This is a genomic window from Flavobacterium maritimum, assembly GCF_040049085.1.
GTDB classification, from domain to species: Bacteria; Bacteroidota; Bacteroidia; order Flavobacteriales; family Flavobacteriaceae; genus Flavobacterium; species Flavobacterium maritimum.
Genome location: NZ_JBDLZY010000001.1, coordinates 592,985 through 609,079 on the forward strand (window position 1 = coordinate 592,985; position 16,095 = coordinate 609,079).

A 16,095-nucleotide genomic window follows, 5' to 3' on the forward strand; every position below is an offset into this window, starting at 1 on the left:
CAAAAAGTCTTTAATATGAAAAAAATAGTATTCAAATTATCGTTAGTTGTACTAGCGTCATTCTTTATGGTAAGTTTTAAAAACGCAGCTAATAGCAATTCAGTTTTAAAAAATGAATTACCTGATCCTCCAAAAACGAAACGATTGGTTTTAGAAAAAGCCAATTTGGTTTTAGGTTTTATAAAACTGACGGATATGGCTCCATTGGCAATTGCCAAACATAAAGGTTTTTTTGAGGATGAAGGTTTAAATGTCACCTTGGAGGTACAGGCTAATTGGAGAGATATTTTGGATAAAGTAATTGACGGCCAAATTGATGGCGCTCAAATGTTGGCGGGTCAACCTATTGCAGCCTCCATTGGATGTGGCAGACAAGCGGAGCTGGTTACTTCATTTTCTATGGATTTAAACGGAAATGCCATCACTGTTTCTAATGATGTTTGGACAAAAATTGAAAGTACATTACCGAGAGAGTACGGGAGACCCGTACATCCAATACCGGCAAGCGCGCTTATGCCGGCAATCAATTTATATAAAAAAATGAATAAACCATTTACGATGGGAATTGTTTCGCCGTATTCTAACCATAATTATCAATTGCGATATTGGCTAGCCGCTGGTGGAATAAATCCAGGATTTTATAACAATGTCAATGTACAAGGCACTACTGTAGGGCAAGTATCATTGTCTGTAATCGCTCCGCCACAAATGCCTTCTTCACTCGAGGCTGGAACAATTAATGCTTATTGTGTGGGAGAACCATGGAATCAACAGGCGGTCGATCAGTCGATAGGAGTGCCTATTATAGCCAGTAAGGACATTTGGAAAAATCATCCCGAGAAAGTATTTGTTATGACCAAGGCTTTCGTTGAGAAAAATCCCAATACAGCAATCGCTATTACCAAGGCATTAATTAAAGCTGGAAAATGGTTGGATGATCCGGAAAATAGAAAAGAAGCTACCCGAATATTATCAAAATCGGCTTATGTTGACGGAGAGAAAAGGGTGATCGATAATTCGATGTTGGGTACCTTTGAATTTGAAAAAGGAGATGTTCACTCTTTGCCGGATTTCAATGTTTTCTTCAGATACAATGCAACTTATCCATATTATTCTGATGGTGTTTGGTTTTTGACACAAATGAGACGTTGGGGACAAATTGCGGAATCAAAGTCGGCAGAATGGTATGATTATAAAATCAGGGAAGTATACAAACCGGAAATATGGAATAAGGCCGCTAAACTATTGCTTGATGAAGGTTTTATAGCCAAAAATGATATTCCAGAAACGGATGGATATAAACCTGCTACTACTGATTTTGTTGATAATATGTTATACGACGGTAAAAAGCCTGTTGAATATATCAATGGTTTTAAAATTGGGAATAAAAACTAATCATTCCATGATTTAAGAAGCGAATCGATTCTAAAAAAAAACTCCCTTATTTGAAAGAATAGGGGAGTTTTGTTTAAAATTTCCAAGCTTTTTGTTGTGCTTCGCTCAAAAAAGTCCAGGCTACAATTCGGCTTGTTTTTTGGCCTTGAGCCATATCAATTGTTTTTACATCAACGGCACTTACTTTGTTTAACGTCTTGTAGATACTGGAAAGGTTTTCTTTTTTGGAAACCAAAGTCGTAAACCACAAACACTGCATTGGGTATTTGGCACTTTCGTAAATCATTTGGGTTACAAAACCAATTTCGCCTCCCTCACACCATAATTCGGCATTTTGCCCTCCAAAGTTCAACACTGGATTTTTGGTTCGGGTATTTTCTAAATTATTAATTTTTCGTATCGAAGATTTTGTAGCTTCTTCTTTCGAATTATGAAAAGGTGGATTACAAATGGTGAATGCAAATTTATCTTCTGGCGTGATAATGTTTTTAAAAATAAAACGACTTTCAGTTTGTAATTGCAAGCTGATCGCATCCATTAAACGAGGATTGTCCTTTATAATTTTTTTACAATTCTGAATCGCTTTTTCATCAATATCAGTTCCTACAAAACTCCAGCCATAGGTTGAATTTCCTATAATTGGATAAATACAGTTCGCACCAATTCCTATATCCAGACCTTGAACGGTTTCTCCTTCGGGGATGATTCCGTTATTAGTTGAAGCTAATAAATCGGCTATAGAATGAATATAGTCTGCTCTTCCTGGAATTGGTGGGCAAAGGTAATTGGTTGGAATATCCCAGTTTTGTATGTCAAAATGGAGCGCTAACAAAGCTTTGTTTAACGATTTTACTGCTTCAGGGTTACTGAAATCAATCGTTTTTATGCCATGCTCATTGATAGAAACAAAAGGTTCTAATTCTGGAGTAATCTGTATTAATTGGTCAAAATCGTATCCAAATCTATCTAGATTTCGGGGATGTAAATTGGTCTTTTCGGTAATCGTTTTCTGTTTCATTTTTTTCATTTCGCCGCAAAGATAGGCAATCTGTTTTTGTCAAAATGAATGTTGTCAAATAAATGGAAGGAAATGAGAAATTTAGGGATTGCTAATTAATCCATGCATTCCATCATCAATAAATCACCTTGGTCATGCTCAATGGTAACGATGCCGTCTTTGATAACATGATTACTGCTTCCGGTTCTGTAACCAATGGTCAGGCTGTCGTCTTTTAAGGGATAGAATAAATTATCAGAATGAATGCCGGTGACATGTCCAATCGGGATTAATGATATCGGCGTATTAGCGGGATACCATTTTTCGAATTTTTTGGGTAATAAAAATACTTTAGAATGATCATCCAAAATGACAATTTTCAATAAATTTCGGTATCGCGTGATATTGGTCAGATTGGTAATGGTGTGGTCGGCTCTTTTTCCGGTAGCCCAAACCACGTTTACAGATGGAATTTTTCTCTCAATCAGGTAATCAAAGGCTTTTTCCAAGTCGGTTTTGTTTTGATCGGGCGTGTGAATAATTTCAATAGGATATTGTGAAGTCTGATAGATTTCAGGATCAAAACCACGATCAAAATCACCCAGTAAAACATCTACTTTTATGTCCAGTTCCATGACTCTTTCGATAGCCGAATCTAGGACAACAACAAGAGGAGACCATTCTAATAATTGCCCTAATAATTCAGGGTTACAGGCAGCCCCATTGGCAATGATTAATGCAGGTTCTTGGTCATCTCGAACGATATGGTGTGAAGACATAGTTAATTATTAATTACGAATTGGAAATTCCGAATACAAAGATAGTGATTCATAATTCGTAATTTGTAATTCCCAATTTTTTAGCCCTGATAAAAATGGAAAGCCCGGACCGTAAAAAAATAATTTTTCTTGTCCTGAAAGAGCGACTCTCGGAAGCTCCTTTCAGAACTTAGAAAAATAGTGTTTTAAGGGACGACTTGCAATGGATAGCAGGAACAGCTCCTGATTATTCTACCGTGTAGCTAATGTTGTCTACTTCGCTTAACGAAAAATAACCCAAAGGATAATTTGTAGCGTTTGTAGTGTTTATGATATTTCCTCTTACTGTTGCTGGTGGGGATTGAAAGGGGCCACCACCATTGTTTCCGGCAATACTTACTAGAACGCTCATGTAATTGTAATAGGTTTTAGAAATTCCGTAATGGCTGATTTCTATTTGATCACCTGATTCCAGTTCGTCATTTTGGGATATGCTGAAGAATTCATTTCCGTTAAAAAATTCATCTTCATCAACATAATAATTTGATTTTACTTGATTGGAATAAACATATTTGTACAGGTAATAATTGGGTTCGCCGGCAGGATCATTGAAGAATGTCTTGATTTCAATGTCTTTTCCGGTAAAACCACCTTCATTATTTTGTACAATTTCTGTTATTGGTGCAACAGATTTTAAGGTTTCTGTGGCAGTATAGGTATTGCCTTCACTGATGACGGTCAGGGTATAGGTTTCGTCAATGACTGGTATGAAATCATTGCAGACGTATTCGCCAGAGTTAGCTGTTTCAACAAAAGTGAAAATCACATTGGAACTGTTTTTAATGAAGACGGTGGCTCCTGAAACAGTTGGAATTACATTGCTGTAGTAAGCTGTTGTAGTTGTCAACTTAATTTTCTGCTGATTTCCGATTGTTCCTTTGTCCCAATTGATAGCGGCTTCTATCACCAGTTTTGGCGGTGCAGTATCTAAATCTACTTCAACAACTTCTTCGCAACTGCTAAAAAAAACAGTCATCAGGAATACTAAATAGAGTGTTATCTTTTTCATCACAATTAAAATTTAAAATTATAACTAACCGCTGGTACAACACCAAAAATAGAAGTCTTAACGGCTTCATTATATCCGGTATCTACGTTTTGCCTGAAATTGATCGATGCGGCATTTTTACGGTTATACAGGTTGTAAATACTAAAAACCCATTCGCCTTTCCAGTTTCGGTCCTTGTTTTTTCTAGGTGTCAAAGTCGCGGCAATATCGAGATGATGGTAAGCTGGTAGTCGGTTTTCGTTTCTTAATCCGTAACTGGGAACATTGATTCCAAGGTATTCGTATTGTCCATTAGGATAGGTTACCGGTTGCCCCGACTGTAGGGCAAAATTAGCTCCGAAAGACCATTTTTCGTTTAAGGTATAGGAACTGGTTATGGCAATATTATGGAGTTTATCATAGACTGAATTGTACCATTCTCCGTTGTTGATTCCGGATTCTAGAGGTGTTCTTCCTGGTGTTTGTTGTTCTGATTTGGATAATGTGTAGGAAATCCAACCGTTTAATCGGCCTTCGTTTTTCCTTAACATCAGTTCCAATCCATACGATCGCATTTGGCCATTTAGAATTACTTGTTCAATGGCTTTATTGGCAATTAAGTCAGCACCGTCAATATAATCCAATCGGTTTTGAATTTCTTTGTAATAGGTTTCTACTTCCAGCGAGTAGGCTCCGTCTTTAAAATTTCTGAAATACCCCAGAGCCACTTGATCGGCAAGTTGTGGTTGGATAAAATTATCACTCGGAGTCCAAACATCCAGTGGAGTTGGAGAAGAAGTATTCGAAATCAATTGCAGGTACTGAACCATACGGTTGTAACTTGCTTTTATTGATTGATCCTCATTCAGTTGGTAAGCAAAAGAAAAACGGGGTTCGAAGTTATTGAAACTTTCAATGACCTCATTTTTTCCATAGTACTTAGTGTCTATAGGCGTGGCTTTTTCATAAATCTGCATATCAGTATTAAAAGTCACGGGATTGTTGTCTTGGTAGATGTTCACGGTCGATTCACCTAAACGGTAAAATAAACTGAAACGGAGTCCATATGAAATGGAGATTTTCTTGGAAATTTCTTGGTCGACATTGAGGTAAACTGCAGGCTCCAAAGCGTATTTTTTATCCAATTGATCGTAATTGATTCCTGATTCGGTATCTGATGGTTTGATGGTTCCGGGATTAAAATCATAATAAATGGCATTCGCACCATAATTCAATTTGAATGTATCTGAAATGTAATTTTTGAAATCGTATTTGATGTTGTAATTCTTGATGCCGGAATCCCATTTGAAACCCACAAAATCCAAATCTAAGCCATAATAGTAATCACTGTAAATGAGGGACAGATTTGAAAATAGTTTATCAGAGAATAAGTGATTCCAGCGCAGGTTTAAAGTCGAATTTCCGTAGGTATTTGTAAAACTTTTGTTCAGGCTGAAAACGTCACGACCAAAATAACCGGATAAATACAGACTGTTATTGTCATTCAGTTTGTAACTTAATTTGGTGTTTAAATCATAAAAATAAGCTGCATTGTTTTTTTGTTCTTCGGATAATTTTAAAAATAAATGGGCATACGAAGCCCGTCCTCCGATAAGGAAAGAGCCTTTATCTTTTACTAATGGTCCTTCGGCCAAAAGTCTGCTTGATATGAGTCCGATGCCGCCATTCATGTGAAAAGCTTTACTGCTACCGTCTTTTTGATAAATGTCCAAAACAGAAGAGGCTCGTCCTCCGTAACGAGAGGGAATTCCACCTTTATACAATTTTAAATCTTTGATAGCATCCGGATTAAAGACAGAGAAAAAACCAAAGACATGTGAGGAGTTGAATATCGTTGCTTCGTCCAGTAAAATTAAATTCTGGTCGGCACCACCACCGCGAACATTAAATCCTGAAGCACCTTCGCCTGCATTGGTCACACCGGGAAGTAATAAAATAGATTTGAGGACATCAACTTCTCCCAGAACAACCGGCATTTTTTTGATGGTTGAAATAGAGAGTTTGTTGACACTCATTTCGGGTTTCTTAATGTCGGTTTTGGATCGGTTATCGGTAATGATTACTTCTTGTAAAGCTGTTTCATTTCCGAAAAGTTTGAAGTTATTTTTGATGTTCTGATTTAGAGTAATACTTTCTTCCAGAGTTTGATAACCCAGATAAGAAATTTGTATCGTGTAATTTCCTTTGGGGATTGTTATCGAGTAAAACCCGTATTCATTGGTTGTAACGCCGGTTTTTAATTCGGGAATTAGTACGTTCACGCCGATCAGGGTTTCGTTGCTGTTGGCATCGGTAATAGTTCCGCTAAGTGTAAATTTGTCTTGGGAAAAAGAAGATAAGGTAGCGAATAGAATTATAAATAAGAGGCTAATTTTCTTGGGAATCATTGCTTGATTTTTTTCTATTGTAAAGAGAGGCAAATCTCACTAAAATATGCCTAAATTGGTGTTCAACAAACGTTAATATATTGCTAATAAAAAAAGACAACCGTTTCCGGTTGTCTTTTTGGATATATTAAAATGCTTTGTTAAGCTATTTTTGCAGGAACGTTAATTTGAGATAAGATAGCATTGAATGTTTCGCTAGGTCTCATCGCTTTGCTGGTTAATTCCGAGTTTGGCTGGTAATATCCACCAATTTTCTGTGGTTTTCCTTGAGACCCAATTAATTCAGCATTGATCTTAGCTTCATTTTCATTGAAAGCCTTAGCGATAGGAGTAAAGATAGCTTTCAAAGTCGCATCTTTATCTTGTGCTGCTAGTGCTTCTGCCCAGTACATTGCTAAGTAAAAATGAGAACCACGGTTGTCAATTTCTCCTAGTTTACGAGCTGGTGATTTATCAGTTGCTAAGAATTTTTCTGTAGCTACATCAAGAGTTTCTGCTAGGACAATTGCTTTAGAATTGTTTAAAGTTTGTCCTAAATGTTCTAATGAAGCACCTAAAGCCAAGAATTCACCAAGAGAATCCCAACGTAAGTATCCTTCTTCTAAAAATTGCTCAACGTGTTTTGGAGCTGATCCACCTGCACCTGTTTCGAACAAACCACCACCATTCATTAACGGAACGATAGATAGCATTTTTGCAGATGTTCCCACTTCTAAAATTGGGAATAAATCAGTTAAATAATCACGCAATACGTTTCCTGTTACAGAAATAGTATCTAATCCTTTGATGATTCTGTCTAATGTGAAGTTTGTCGCTTCAATTGGATTAAGGATTCTGATATCTAAACCGGTTGTATCGTGATCTTTTAAATATTTTTGTACTTTTTGGATTAATTCTCTATCGTGCGCTCTGTTGTTATCCAACCAGAAAATTGCAGGAGTATTAGATAAACGTGCTCTGTTTACAGCCAATTTAACCCAGTCCTGAATCGGAGCATCTTTCGCCTGACACATTCTGAAAATGTCATTAGCTTCTACAGCCTGTTCCATTAATACATTTCCATTGGTATCAACTACACGAACGACACCGTCTGATTTTATTTGGAATGTTTTATCGTGAGAACCATATTCTTCTGCTTTTTGTGCCATCAAACCTACGTTTGGTACACTTCCCATTGTCGTTGGGTCAAAAGCTCCGTGTTTTTTACAAAAATCGATAGTCGCAGTATACACACCAGCATAACATCTGTCTGGTATCATAGCTACAGTATCTTGTCTTTTTCCTTCTTTATTGTACATCTGTCCTGAAGTACGAATCATAGCCGGCATAGAAGCATCTACAATTACATCTGAAGGAACATGAAGATTGGTAATTCCTTTTTCAGAATTTACCATGGCCAAAGCTGGTCCGTTTTCGATTGCTTGGTTTAATGCTGCTTCAACTTCAGCTTGCATCGGATGACCGGCAATTTTTGCATACACATCACCTAAACCGTTTCGGGTATCAATATTTAATTCATTAAATAAGGCAGCGTATTTTTCGAAAACATCTTTAAAGTAAACCTCTACGATAGCACCAAAAATAATAGGATCTGATACTTTCATCATCGTAGCTTTCAGGTGCACTGAAAGTAATATATTTTGTTCTTTAGCTTCTTTGATTGTTTTGGCAACAAAACTTTTTAAAGCGTTTAGGTTCATTACTGAACTGTCAATAATTTCACCTGCTTTTAGTGGGGTACTCGCTTTCAAAACAGTAGTGGAACCATCTTTACCAGCGAATTCTATTTTAACATCTGTAGCATCCGAAACTGTGATTGATTTTTCACTTCCGTAAAAATCACCGCTTTCCATAGAGGCAACATGAGTTTTTGAGTCAGCAGTCCAAGCACCCATAGAATGTGGGTTTGCTTTAGCATAATTTTTAACCGCTTTTGGAGCTCTACGGTCAGAGTTTCCTTCACGTAAAACCGGATTTACGGCAGAACCTAAGATTTTAGAGTATTTAGCTTTGATCGCTTTCTCCTCGTCAGTTTGTGGTTCTTCAGGGAAGTTTGGTAATTTATAACCGTGAGACTGTAATTCTGCAATAGCTGCTTTTAATTGAGGAACAGATGCAGAAACATTTGGTAATTTTATAATGTTTGCTTCAGGAGTGTTGGCTAGTTGGCCTAATTCTAATAAAGCATCACCTGTTTTTTGATCCTCAGTCAAAAACTCAGGGAAGTTAGCTAAAATTCTTCCTGCAAGAGAGATGTCTCTTGTTTCAATTTCAATATCTGAAGTAGCTGTAAAAGCTTGGACAATAGGTAAAAAAGAATATGTTGCCAATAAAGGCGCCTCATCTGTAAGAGTGTAAAAAATTTTTGATTTTTGTGTCATTTTTTTATTTTTATAATCGAATCACGGTTAATAGGAGCCCTAATAATTGTTCCAATTGAAATAAGGCGAACAAATATATGAAAATCAGATGTAATTGTGGTCGGGTTTTGAGTATAAAAAAGCGAATTTAGAGATTACTAACGTGTTATTCTGAATTTGTGATTTTTAGCATGGTTTAAATCCTAAATTGGGAATTCGGAAGGGGTTTAATTGTCAAAAAAAAAGTCCCAACACTGTTGGGACTTTTATAGTAAAGAAATAGTAGACTATCTTCTTTTGTCTCTAATTTTAGCTTTTTTACCAGTAAGTTCTCTAAAGTAGAAAATTCTAGCTCTACGAACTGCACCTTTCTTGTTGATTTCAATTTTTTGTAAAGCTGGCAAGTTAACTGGGAAGATACGCTCAACTCCAATAGCACCTGACATTTTACGAATTGTGAAAGTTTCTGTGTTTCCAGAACCTCTTCTTTGAATAACAACTCCTTTAAAAAACTGTGTTCTAGTTTTTTCACCCTCTCTAATTTCGTAGTAAACTGTGATAGTGTCTCCAGCTCCGAAAACAGGGAAATCTTTTCTTGTTACGAACTCGTCTTGAACGAATTTCAATAAATCTGCCATGATATTTTTTTAATTATGGTTTTAAATTAGGGCAACATTCGCGGTTCTCGCCAGAGGTTGGTCTAATGTGGGCGCAAAAGTAAAAAATAATTATGAATTATGAATTATGAATTATAAATTATTTCTCGTAATTCATAATTTCAAATTCGTAATTTATTCCTCCAACAAATCCGGTCTTCTGGTTTTTGTATGTTCATAAGCTTTATCTTCCCTCCATTTGTCGATTTTGGCAAAATTCCCACTGGTCAAAACTTCAGGGACTTTCCATCCTTTGTAATCCGCCGGGCGAGTATAAATGGGACCTGACAACAAACCGTCCTGAAAACTGTCGGTCAAGGCTGAGGTTTCATCACTCAAAACCCCGGGAATCAATCGGATTAAAGCATCAGATAATACCAAAGCACCCAATTCACCTCCAGACAACACATAATCACCAATCGAAATTTCTTTGGTAATAAAATGGTCGCGCACTCTTTGATCCACTCCTTTATAATGACCACACAGAATAATGATATTTTCATACATCGACATGGTATTGGCCATTTTCTGGTTCAAGGTTTCCCCGTCAGGCGACATATAAATGATTTCGTCGTAAGTTCTTTCACTTTTCAAATGCGTAATACAAGCATCAATTGGTTGTACGGTCATTACCATTCCGGCACCACCGCCATAAGGATAATCATCCACACTTTTCTGTCTGTTGGTGGTGTAATCCCGTAAATTATGAATATGGACTTCCACCAAACCTTTATCGATAGCACGTTTCATAATCGAAGCCTCAAACGGACTTCTTAATAATTCTGGGAGAACGGTAATAATATCTATGCGCATATTTAATAAGATACAAAGTTTCAAAGCTGCAAAGGTACAAAGTTTTTTTTCAGGAGCTATTTCCAGCTATTCGTTGCAATCTTTATATTTTTTAAAGAAAAAAATATAAAGGATTTTCACTACTATCTGGGCTAGGGTTTAGTGGAATTATGAGGTTCAATAAAACAAATTTAGTTGAGGTAATTACGCGTATTTGTAATCTTCATCTGTATCGTCATCATCGGTTTTGTTATCTTGATAGTTATCCATTTCATCAATACTGTTGGCCGCCGGCTTTAATGATTTAAATCTTGAGACAACAAACCATGTCATTGGCGCAACTCCACCCAAAAAAAAGATAGTAGCACCGATTCCTCTTAGCCAGGTTAAGGAGTGAAATGTTCCATAATCAATAAAATCTGCGGATCTTCCAAACCACAGTCCTTTTTCGACCACGGCTTTGAATTGGATGCATCCTGCTGGAAACAAGTCCAATATAACCATCAGGAGAAGTCCTATATTTATGGACCAGAAGGAAAAGATAATCATTTTTTTATTCCATTTCTCATCCTTTATCATTAATCGGGTAGCAAATACTAATGCTCCCAAAGAAATATTTCCATAAACTCCCATTAGGGCAGCATGGGCATGATTCACAGTTAAATAGGTACCATGTTCGAAATAATTCATGATTGGTAAATTGATGATGATTCCTAAAACGCCTGCTCCGAAAAAATTCCAGAAATTGACAGCAACTAAAAACAAAAAAACTTCCTGAAATCCAAAATTCCCTAATTGATGGCTCTGAATTCCATTCACAGCAAATTTAGGCAGGTTTTTAAAGCGCCAGGCTTCTACCGTTAATAGTATAAGAGGAACAAATTGTAGTGTCGAGAAGATACTGCCCAGTGCCATTGTGGCCACAGGTTTAGCGTTCCAATAAAAGTTATGTGAAATTCCTAAAAGACCGGTTCCTAAAAATAAAATAGTGGCAAAGTAGACGACACGTATAGCAGCTTGTTTTCGTACTAAGCCCATTAATACCATCAGATAACTGACAATAACCGTGATAAATACTTCAAAAAATGCCTCTACCCACATATGGATAACCATCCATCTCCAAAAATCGGCGATTACAAAATTTGTTTCAGGCTTAGCAACAAAACCAGATATGAACAAAAATGGGATACCAATAACAGAATAAACAATCCAATTTGGCAGATTCCAAGGTTGACTTTTAGTGAATGCAGGCTTTAATCCACGATAGATTATTACTCCCCATAAAATAAATATAATCATCAATAAAACCTGATACAATCGGCCAAAATCAACAAATTCCCATCCTTGATGACCCAAAAATCGCCACCTATCCCCTAAGTAACCTAAGGGTCCCAAAACCATTCCTGCTAGGGATCCTCCAACAAGTATAAACAATAAAACAAACAAGGTATTAATGAGCGGAATCTGACCAGCCACATCTTTTTTAGAAAGTATTGGCATTATAAATAATGAGGAAGCAATCCAACAAGTTGAAATCCAGTATAAGGACAACATCAAATGCCAACTTCTGGAGATCGTTACAGGTACACTTTCTTGTATCGGAATACCTAAGAATCCAATCCAATCGATAAAATCGTTAATGGTCACCAAGCCACTGGATACCTGTATGAAAAATAACAGAATTCCAACATAAAAAAACTTGAAAGTGGCCTTTTGGGATTTAGTAGGAGAAAAGTCTTTGACCCTTTCTAAAGAAAATAATTCTTTAGATGCTGGTTTGAAAAACTTATTGGGAATTTGGTTGTATTGACCAATAAAATACAAAACAACTCCACACATTAGTACAAATGCTAAAAGACCTAAGACACTCCAAAGGATTACTGGCGATGTTGGTGTGTTTCCTGAAGTTGGGTCATAAGGCCAATTGTGAGTATAACTATAACTTGAACCAGGTCTTTCTGCTGCACATACCCATGCTCCCCAAAAGAAAAAAGAGCTAAGATTTTCTATGTCTGCAGTGTTTGAGATATAATGTTCAGGTAATGATTTTCCTTGTCCTGATAATTGACCCTTGTAGTATTTAATCAATTCATAGTAAGCATATGTCTGTGATGGAGTAAGCTGTATCTGATTTCGTTCAGTGTCGTATCTGTTAGTTTTTAATTCTTTAATGACCTTTTCAGTGATTAAACTTTTTTTGCTGGCAGAATCTATATTTTTCATATCAAATAATGCCGATTGGGAATAGTACTCAGCCATATATAAGGATATCATATGTAAGGCTTCGGCCGTGAAATCGGGTCCTCTTTGTGCACCGTCACCAAACATACTTCCGTATTCCATTAAAGCATATTTATGAAATGCTTCTTGTCCTTTTAAAATTGATTCATTACTGATGATAACAGAATTATCCTCCTTGACAAATCCTGTCATTGGGGGAGCCTCTACATAAGTCTGATATCCTATTAATCCAACACCGAGAACGCTAATTATCAGAATGAATGTTAGCGGTTTCCACCAATTTCTGGTGTTCATGATATAATTAATACTACCGGATGTTTTTGCTGTAGGCTTCATAGATTTTGATGTTTTTTTGGTTATACTTTTATAATTTATTGAATCCCATCAATCTTGGCGGATTGTAGGTATTGATTTGGTTAGTTATCAATAGATAAATTCGAATAAAGGACAAATATATCTTTTATTACTGAAAATAGAATAAATTATGTTAAATACTTAAAAATAAATTATTAAGGATAGTGTTTTAGGCTTAGATGTTTTGAAATAGGAAGAAATATTTGAATTATTTTTAAGCTAAAGTTCAATTGGCTTTCCTTAAATCAACGTATAATCAAATCTATGATTACGTTCTTCTTTGGCAGCCATTTATTTTGGTCAGTTTGTCTTACTATCTGAACTAGGTTTAGAGGGATTTAAAAGTACTATTTGTAAAATAAATCTTTCTTTTAATTTATTTTTGAATAAATTAGCAAAACTTTTTTCTAAACCTGAAAGGAGCAATAGATAAATTATTCCGTTAGGAATTAAATGTTGGTAGCAAAAAAAAATAGAAACCCCAGTACCAAAAAGTCCCGTAGGGACGAAACATAACATAATATCATAGTAGAATGAAAAAGACCCTGCTTAGTATAATTTTCCTGTTTCTCCCACTTATGATTTGCGCGCAAGACGAAGCTCATATTCAGAGAGAAATAGATGAACTTCATAAGCCTACCCAATTTGTAAATGATTCTGTTTCAAAATTGATGAAAGAATGTGAGGCGCAAATCAAAATTTGTAATGATTCAGTTTTAATAAAGAAATTGAATACTAGATTGGATGATTTATGGAATATTTATGATAGCAATTTAAGGACTCAGGTCCAAAATGACCTTGATTTTGCAAGACTTCATCCAAACTCACTTCTTGCTTTGAAATTGATTCGCAGCAGGTTAACAAGACAAGAAGGAATGGGGTTTTATGAAACGTATGAATCGGTTTTTCAAAATTTTTCAGATGAAGTAAAAGCTAGTGAAGAAGCTAAAGAAATGGCAGAAAAATTAAGTTACTTTAAGCAGAGTAAGATTGGAAGTATTGCGCCGGAATTCACAGTTAAAGATAGTAATGGCAAACAATTGTCATTGAGCGATTTTAAAGGAAAGAAATATATTTTATTAGATTTTTGGGCAAGTTGGTGTGGGCCATGCGTTGAAGAGTTTCCGTATGTAAAGGATTTGTACAAAAAATATAATGCAGATGGCTTTGAAATTATAAACATATCAAGGGACGAAAACTTAGATAATTGGAAAAAAAGCATTTTGAAGTTTAAAATAGATTCTTGGAGCCAGGTTTCAACTCTGGAAAATGACGATTCTATCGAAAAAAAATATTTTGTATCCGGAATTCCACACAAAGTTTTAATAGATAAAAATGGGGTGATAATAGGGAAGTGGAAGGGCGGTGGCGAAAAAAACAAAAATGAGTTGCAACAAATTCTTGCTGAAATATTTGATAAAGAGTAAATGGTTTAATTGGGGAATGCACCAAGTTGTTGCCTTGCAAAATAAAAAACAGTCGCAAGAGCAATCCGGCAACTGTTTAAATACTTTTTTGGATAATCAATCCGTATCTTTTTTTAAAGGATTTTTTATCTTCACAAAACAGGAACATCATTCCATTTTGCGGCGAGTTTAGTGAGATTGGCTCGAACCAAATCGTCAGGAGTCATTGCAATTCTAAATTCACAATGCGCTTCAAAATTTAAAAACCATGGTTCTGCAATAGATGGGATAGCAGCAGCATCAGGAACTTCAACAATCATAATAGCACCTCGATTTCCTTCTTGTTCAGAAAAGTAGATACTCTCGGGTTTGATATCATCAATTACTCGACCGATGATTTCTCCAGCGGAACCATTTCTAACCATAGAGTTAAAAGGTTCAATGGGAAAGATAACGTTAACTAACATTTTCATTGCGATTGATTTAAAAATTAATAGGGTCAAATATACAAAATTTAAAAGCCTTAAAATTGGTTTAATTATCTTTAAATCAATATTTTACAATAAATTTATGATACAGATTTATCTTGGTGTCCGTGTAGACTTTGAGTAGAAAACTAAATTTAAAATATTGTTTTCCAAATTCCTAAATCAACGTTTAACCGAATAACCATTTTAAAATTAATTTCGTAATTTTGCGCTTCATAAAAATTCAAAACAATGGAAAACGGAATATACGCTAAATTCAACACAGCAAAAGGTTCGATTTTAGTAAAACTAACACACGATTTAACACCGGGTACAGTTGGGAACTTTGTGGCTTTGGCTGAAGGAAACCTAGAGAATAAAGTAAAACCACAAGGAAACAAATACTACGATGGATTAAAATTCCACAGAGTAATTCCTGATTTCATGATCCAAGGGGGATGTCCTCAAGGAACTGGAACTGGTGATCCAGGATACAAATTTGATGATGAATTTCACCCAAGTTTGAAACACGACAAACCAGGAGTTTTAGCTATGGCTAATGCAGGACCTGGTACAAACGGTTCTCAATTTTACATTACGCACGTTCCAACTCCTTGGTTAGACGGAAAGCACACTGTTTTTGGACATGTAATCGAAGGTCAGGATGTTGTTGATGCAGTTGCTCAAGGAGATGTTTTGGAAACTTTAGAAATCATTAGAGTAGGAGAAGAAGCTCAAAAATGGAATGCTGTTGAGGCTTTCAGAACTTTTGAAGGTTCTCGTGCAAAACGTGAAGCTGCTGAGCGTGAAGCTGCAGAAGCTGAAATGGAAAAATTAGCAGCTGGTTTCGAAAAAACAGAAAGCGGATTGCGTTACCAGTTCATCCAAAGAGGTTCTGGTAAAAAAGCTGAAAACGGTAAAACAGTTTCGGTACATTATACAGGACAACTTCCTGACGGAAAAGTTTTTGACAGTTCTTATCCAAGAAAAAAACCAATTGAATTTCCATTAGGAAGAGGAAATGTTATTGAAGGATGGGACGAAGGAATTGCCTTGTTACAAGTAGGTGACAAAGCTCGTTTCGTGATTCCATCTCATTTAGGTTACGGATCTCGTGGTGCAGGTGGGGTAATTCCACCAAATGCTACTTTGATTTTTGACGTAGAATTAATGGACGTAAAATAATATTGAGTGTTTTTCTGCTGTTTGCAGT

Annotated in this window: 12 protein-coding genes; 3 read left to right on the plus strand and 9 right to left on the minus strand. The window is 36.0% G+C overall.

Annotated elements, in window-relative coordinates:
• Positions 1–15 precede the first annotated feature (15 nt).
• Positions 16–1,395 (plus strand): CmpA/NrtA family ABC transporter substrate-binding protein, encoded by a 1,380-nt coding sequence (locus tag ABEB23_RS02595; protein ID WP_348810813.1) that lies wholly within the window; start codon positions 16–18, stop codon positions 1,393–1,395.
• Between the two features lie 73 nt (positions 1,396–1,468).
• Here ABEB23_RS02595 and rlmF read toward each other — a convergent pair whose 3' ends face one another.
• From rlmF to ABEB23_RS02635, 8 genes are all read right to left on the minus strand, one after another.
• Positions 1,469–2,413 (minus strand): 23S rRNA (adenine(1618)-N(6))-methyltransferase RlmF, encoded by a 945-nt coding sequence (gene rlmF, locus ABEB23_RS02600; protein ID WP_348810814.1) that lies wholly within the window; start codon positions 2,411–2,413, stop codon positions 1,469–1,471.
• A gap of 95 nt (positions 2,414–2,508) precedes the next feature.
• Complete coding sequence (locus ABEB23_RS02605) at positions 2,509–3,171, minus strand: thiamine diphosphokinase (protein ID WP_348810815.1); 663 nt, start codon at positions 3,169–3,171, stop codon at positions 2,509–2,511.
• A 226-nt stretch (positions 3,172–3,397) separates the two neighbouring features.
• Entirely contained in the window at positions 3,398–4,219 is an 822-nt protein-coding gene (locus ABEB23_RS02610) for a DUF4249 domain-containing protein (protein ID WP_348810816.1), read from the minus strand.
• 5 nt (positions 4,220–4,224) lie between these two features.
• Positions 4,225–6,606, minus strand: a complete 2,382-nt coding sequence (locus ABEB23_RS02615) for a TonB-dependent receptor (protein ID WP_348810817.1) — start codon at positions 6,604–6,606, stop codon at positions 4,225–4,227.
• A gap of 140 nt (positions 6,607–6,746) precedes the next feature.
• Complete coding sequence (locus tag ABEB23_RS02620; protein ID WP_348810818.1) at positions 6,747–8,987, minus strand: NADP-dependent isocitrate dehydrogenase; 2,241 nt, start codon at positions 8,985–8,987, stop codon at positions 6,747–6,749.
• A 266-nt stretch (positions 8,988–9,253) separates the two neighbouring features.
• A complete protein-coding gene (gene rplS / locus ABEB23_RS02625) occupies positions 9,254–9,604 on the minus strand; it encodes a 50S ribosomal protein L19 (protein WP_348810819.1) in 351 nt (116 codons plus the stop codon).
• Positions 9,605–9,757: 153 nt separating this feature from the next.
• Complete coding sequence (trmD, locus tag ABEB23_RS02630) at positions 9,758–10,435, minus strand: tRNA (guanosine(37)-N1)-methyltransferase TrmD (RefSeq protein ID WP_348810820.1); 678 nt, start codon at positions 10,433–10,435, stop codon at positions 9,758–9,760.
• A gap of 183 nt (positions 10,436–10,618) precedes the next feature.
• Entirely contained in the window at positions 10,619–12,991 is a 2,373-nt protein-coding gene (locus ABEB23_RS02635; protein ID WP_348810821.1) for a nitric-oxide reductase large subunit, read from the minus strand.
• Between the two features lie 551 nt (positions 12,992–13,542).
• Here ABEB23_RS02635 and ABEB23_RS02640 point away from each other — a divergent pair.
• A complete protein-coding gene (locus ABEB23_RS02640) occupies positions 13,543–14,436 on the plus strand; it encodes a TlpA family protein disulfide reductase (protein ID WP_348810822.1) in 894 nt (297 codons plus the stop codon).
• Between the two features lie 131 nt (positions 14,437–14,567).
• Here the strand turns inward: ABEB23_RS02640 and ABEB23_RS02645 are convergent, their stop codons facing one another.
• Complete coding sequence (locus ABEB23_RS02645) at positions 14,568–14,888, minus strand: panthothenate synthetase (RefSeq protein WP_348810823.1); 321 nt, start codon at positions 14,886–14,888, stop codon at positions 14,568–14,570.
• A 246-nt stretch (positions 14,889–15,134) separates the two neighbouring features.
• Between ABEB23_RS02645 and ABEB23_RS02650 the strand changes: the two genes are divergently transcribed.
• The gene (locus ABEB23_RS02650) at positions 15,135–16,067 is read left to right on the plus strand and encodes a peptidylprolyl isomerase (protein WP_348810824.1); all 933 of its coding nucleotides are present in this window, start codon (positions 15,135–15,137) and stop codon (positions 16,065–16,067) included.
• Positions 16,068–16,095 lie beyond the last annotated feature (28 nt).

What these genes read in the sequence shown, in the direction of transcription:
- trmD (WP_348810820.1), bottom strand. Translation starts at nt 10,435, where the DNA reads ATGCGCATAGATATTATTACCGTTCTCCCAGAATTATTAAGAAGTCCG.
- ABEB23_RS02635 (WP_348810821.1), bottom strand. Translation starts at nt 12,991, where the DNA reads ATGAAGCCTACAGCAAAAACATCCGGTAGTATTAATTATATCATGAAC.
- ABEB23_RS02645 (WP_348810823.1), bottom strand. Translation starts at nt 14,888, where the DNA reads ATGAAAATGTTAGTTAACGTTATCTTTCCCATTGAACCTTTTAACTCT.
- rplS (WP_348810819.1), bottom strand. Translation starts at nt 9,604, where the DNA reads ATGGCAGATTTATTGAAATTCGTTCAAGACGAGTTCGTAACAAGAAAA.
- ABEB23_RS02605 (WP_348810815.1), bottom strand. Translation starts at nt 3,171, where the DNA reads ATGTCTTCACACCATATCGTTCGAGATGACCAAGAACCTGCATTAATC.
- ABEB23_RS02610 (WP_348810816.1), bottom strand. Translation starts at nt 4,219, where the DNA reads ATGAAAAAGATAACACTCTATTTAGTATTCCTGATGACTGTTTTTTTT.
- ABEB23_RS02595 (WP_348810813.1), top strand. Translation starts at nt 16, where the DNA reads ATGAAAAAAATAGTATTCAAATTATCGTTAGTTGTACTAGCGTCATTC.
- ABEB23_RS02615 (WP_348810817.1), bottom strand. Translation starts at nt 6,606, where the DNA reads ATGATTCCCAAGAAAATTAGCCTCTTATTTATAATTCTATTCGCTACC.
- ABEB23_RS02650 (WP_348810824.1), top strand. Translation starts at nt 15,135, where the DNA reads ATGGAAAACGGAATATACGCTAAATTCAACACAGCAAAAGGTTCGATT.
- ABEB23_RS02640 (WP_348810822.1), top strand. Translation starts at nt 13,543, where the DNA reads ATGAAAAAGACCCTGCTTAGTATAATTTTCCTGTTTCTCCCACTTATG.
- rlmF (WP_348810814.1), bottom strand. Translation starts at nt 2,413, where the DNA reads ATGAAACAGAAAACGATTACCGAAAAGACCAATTTACATCCCCGAAAT.
- ABEB23_RS02620 (WP_348810818.1), bottom strand. Translation starts at nt 8,987, where the DNA reads ATGACACAAAAATCAAAAATTTTTTACACTCTTACAGATGAGGCGCCT.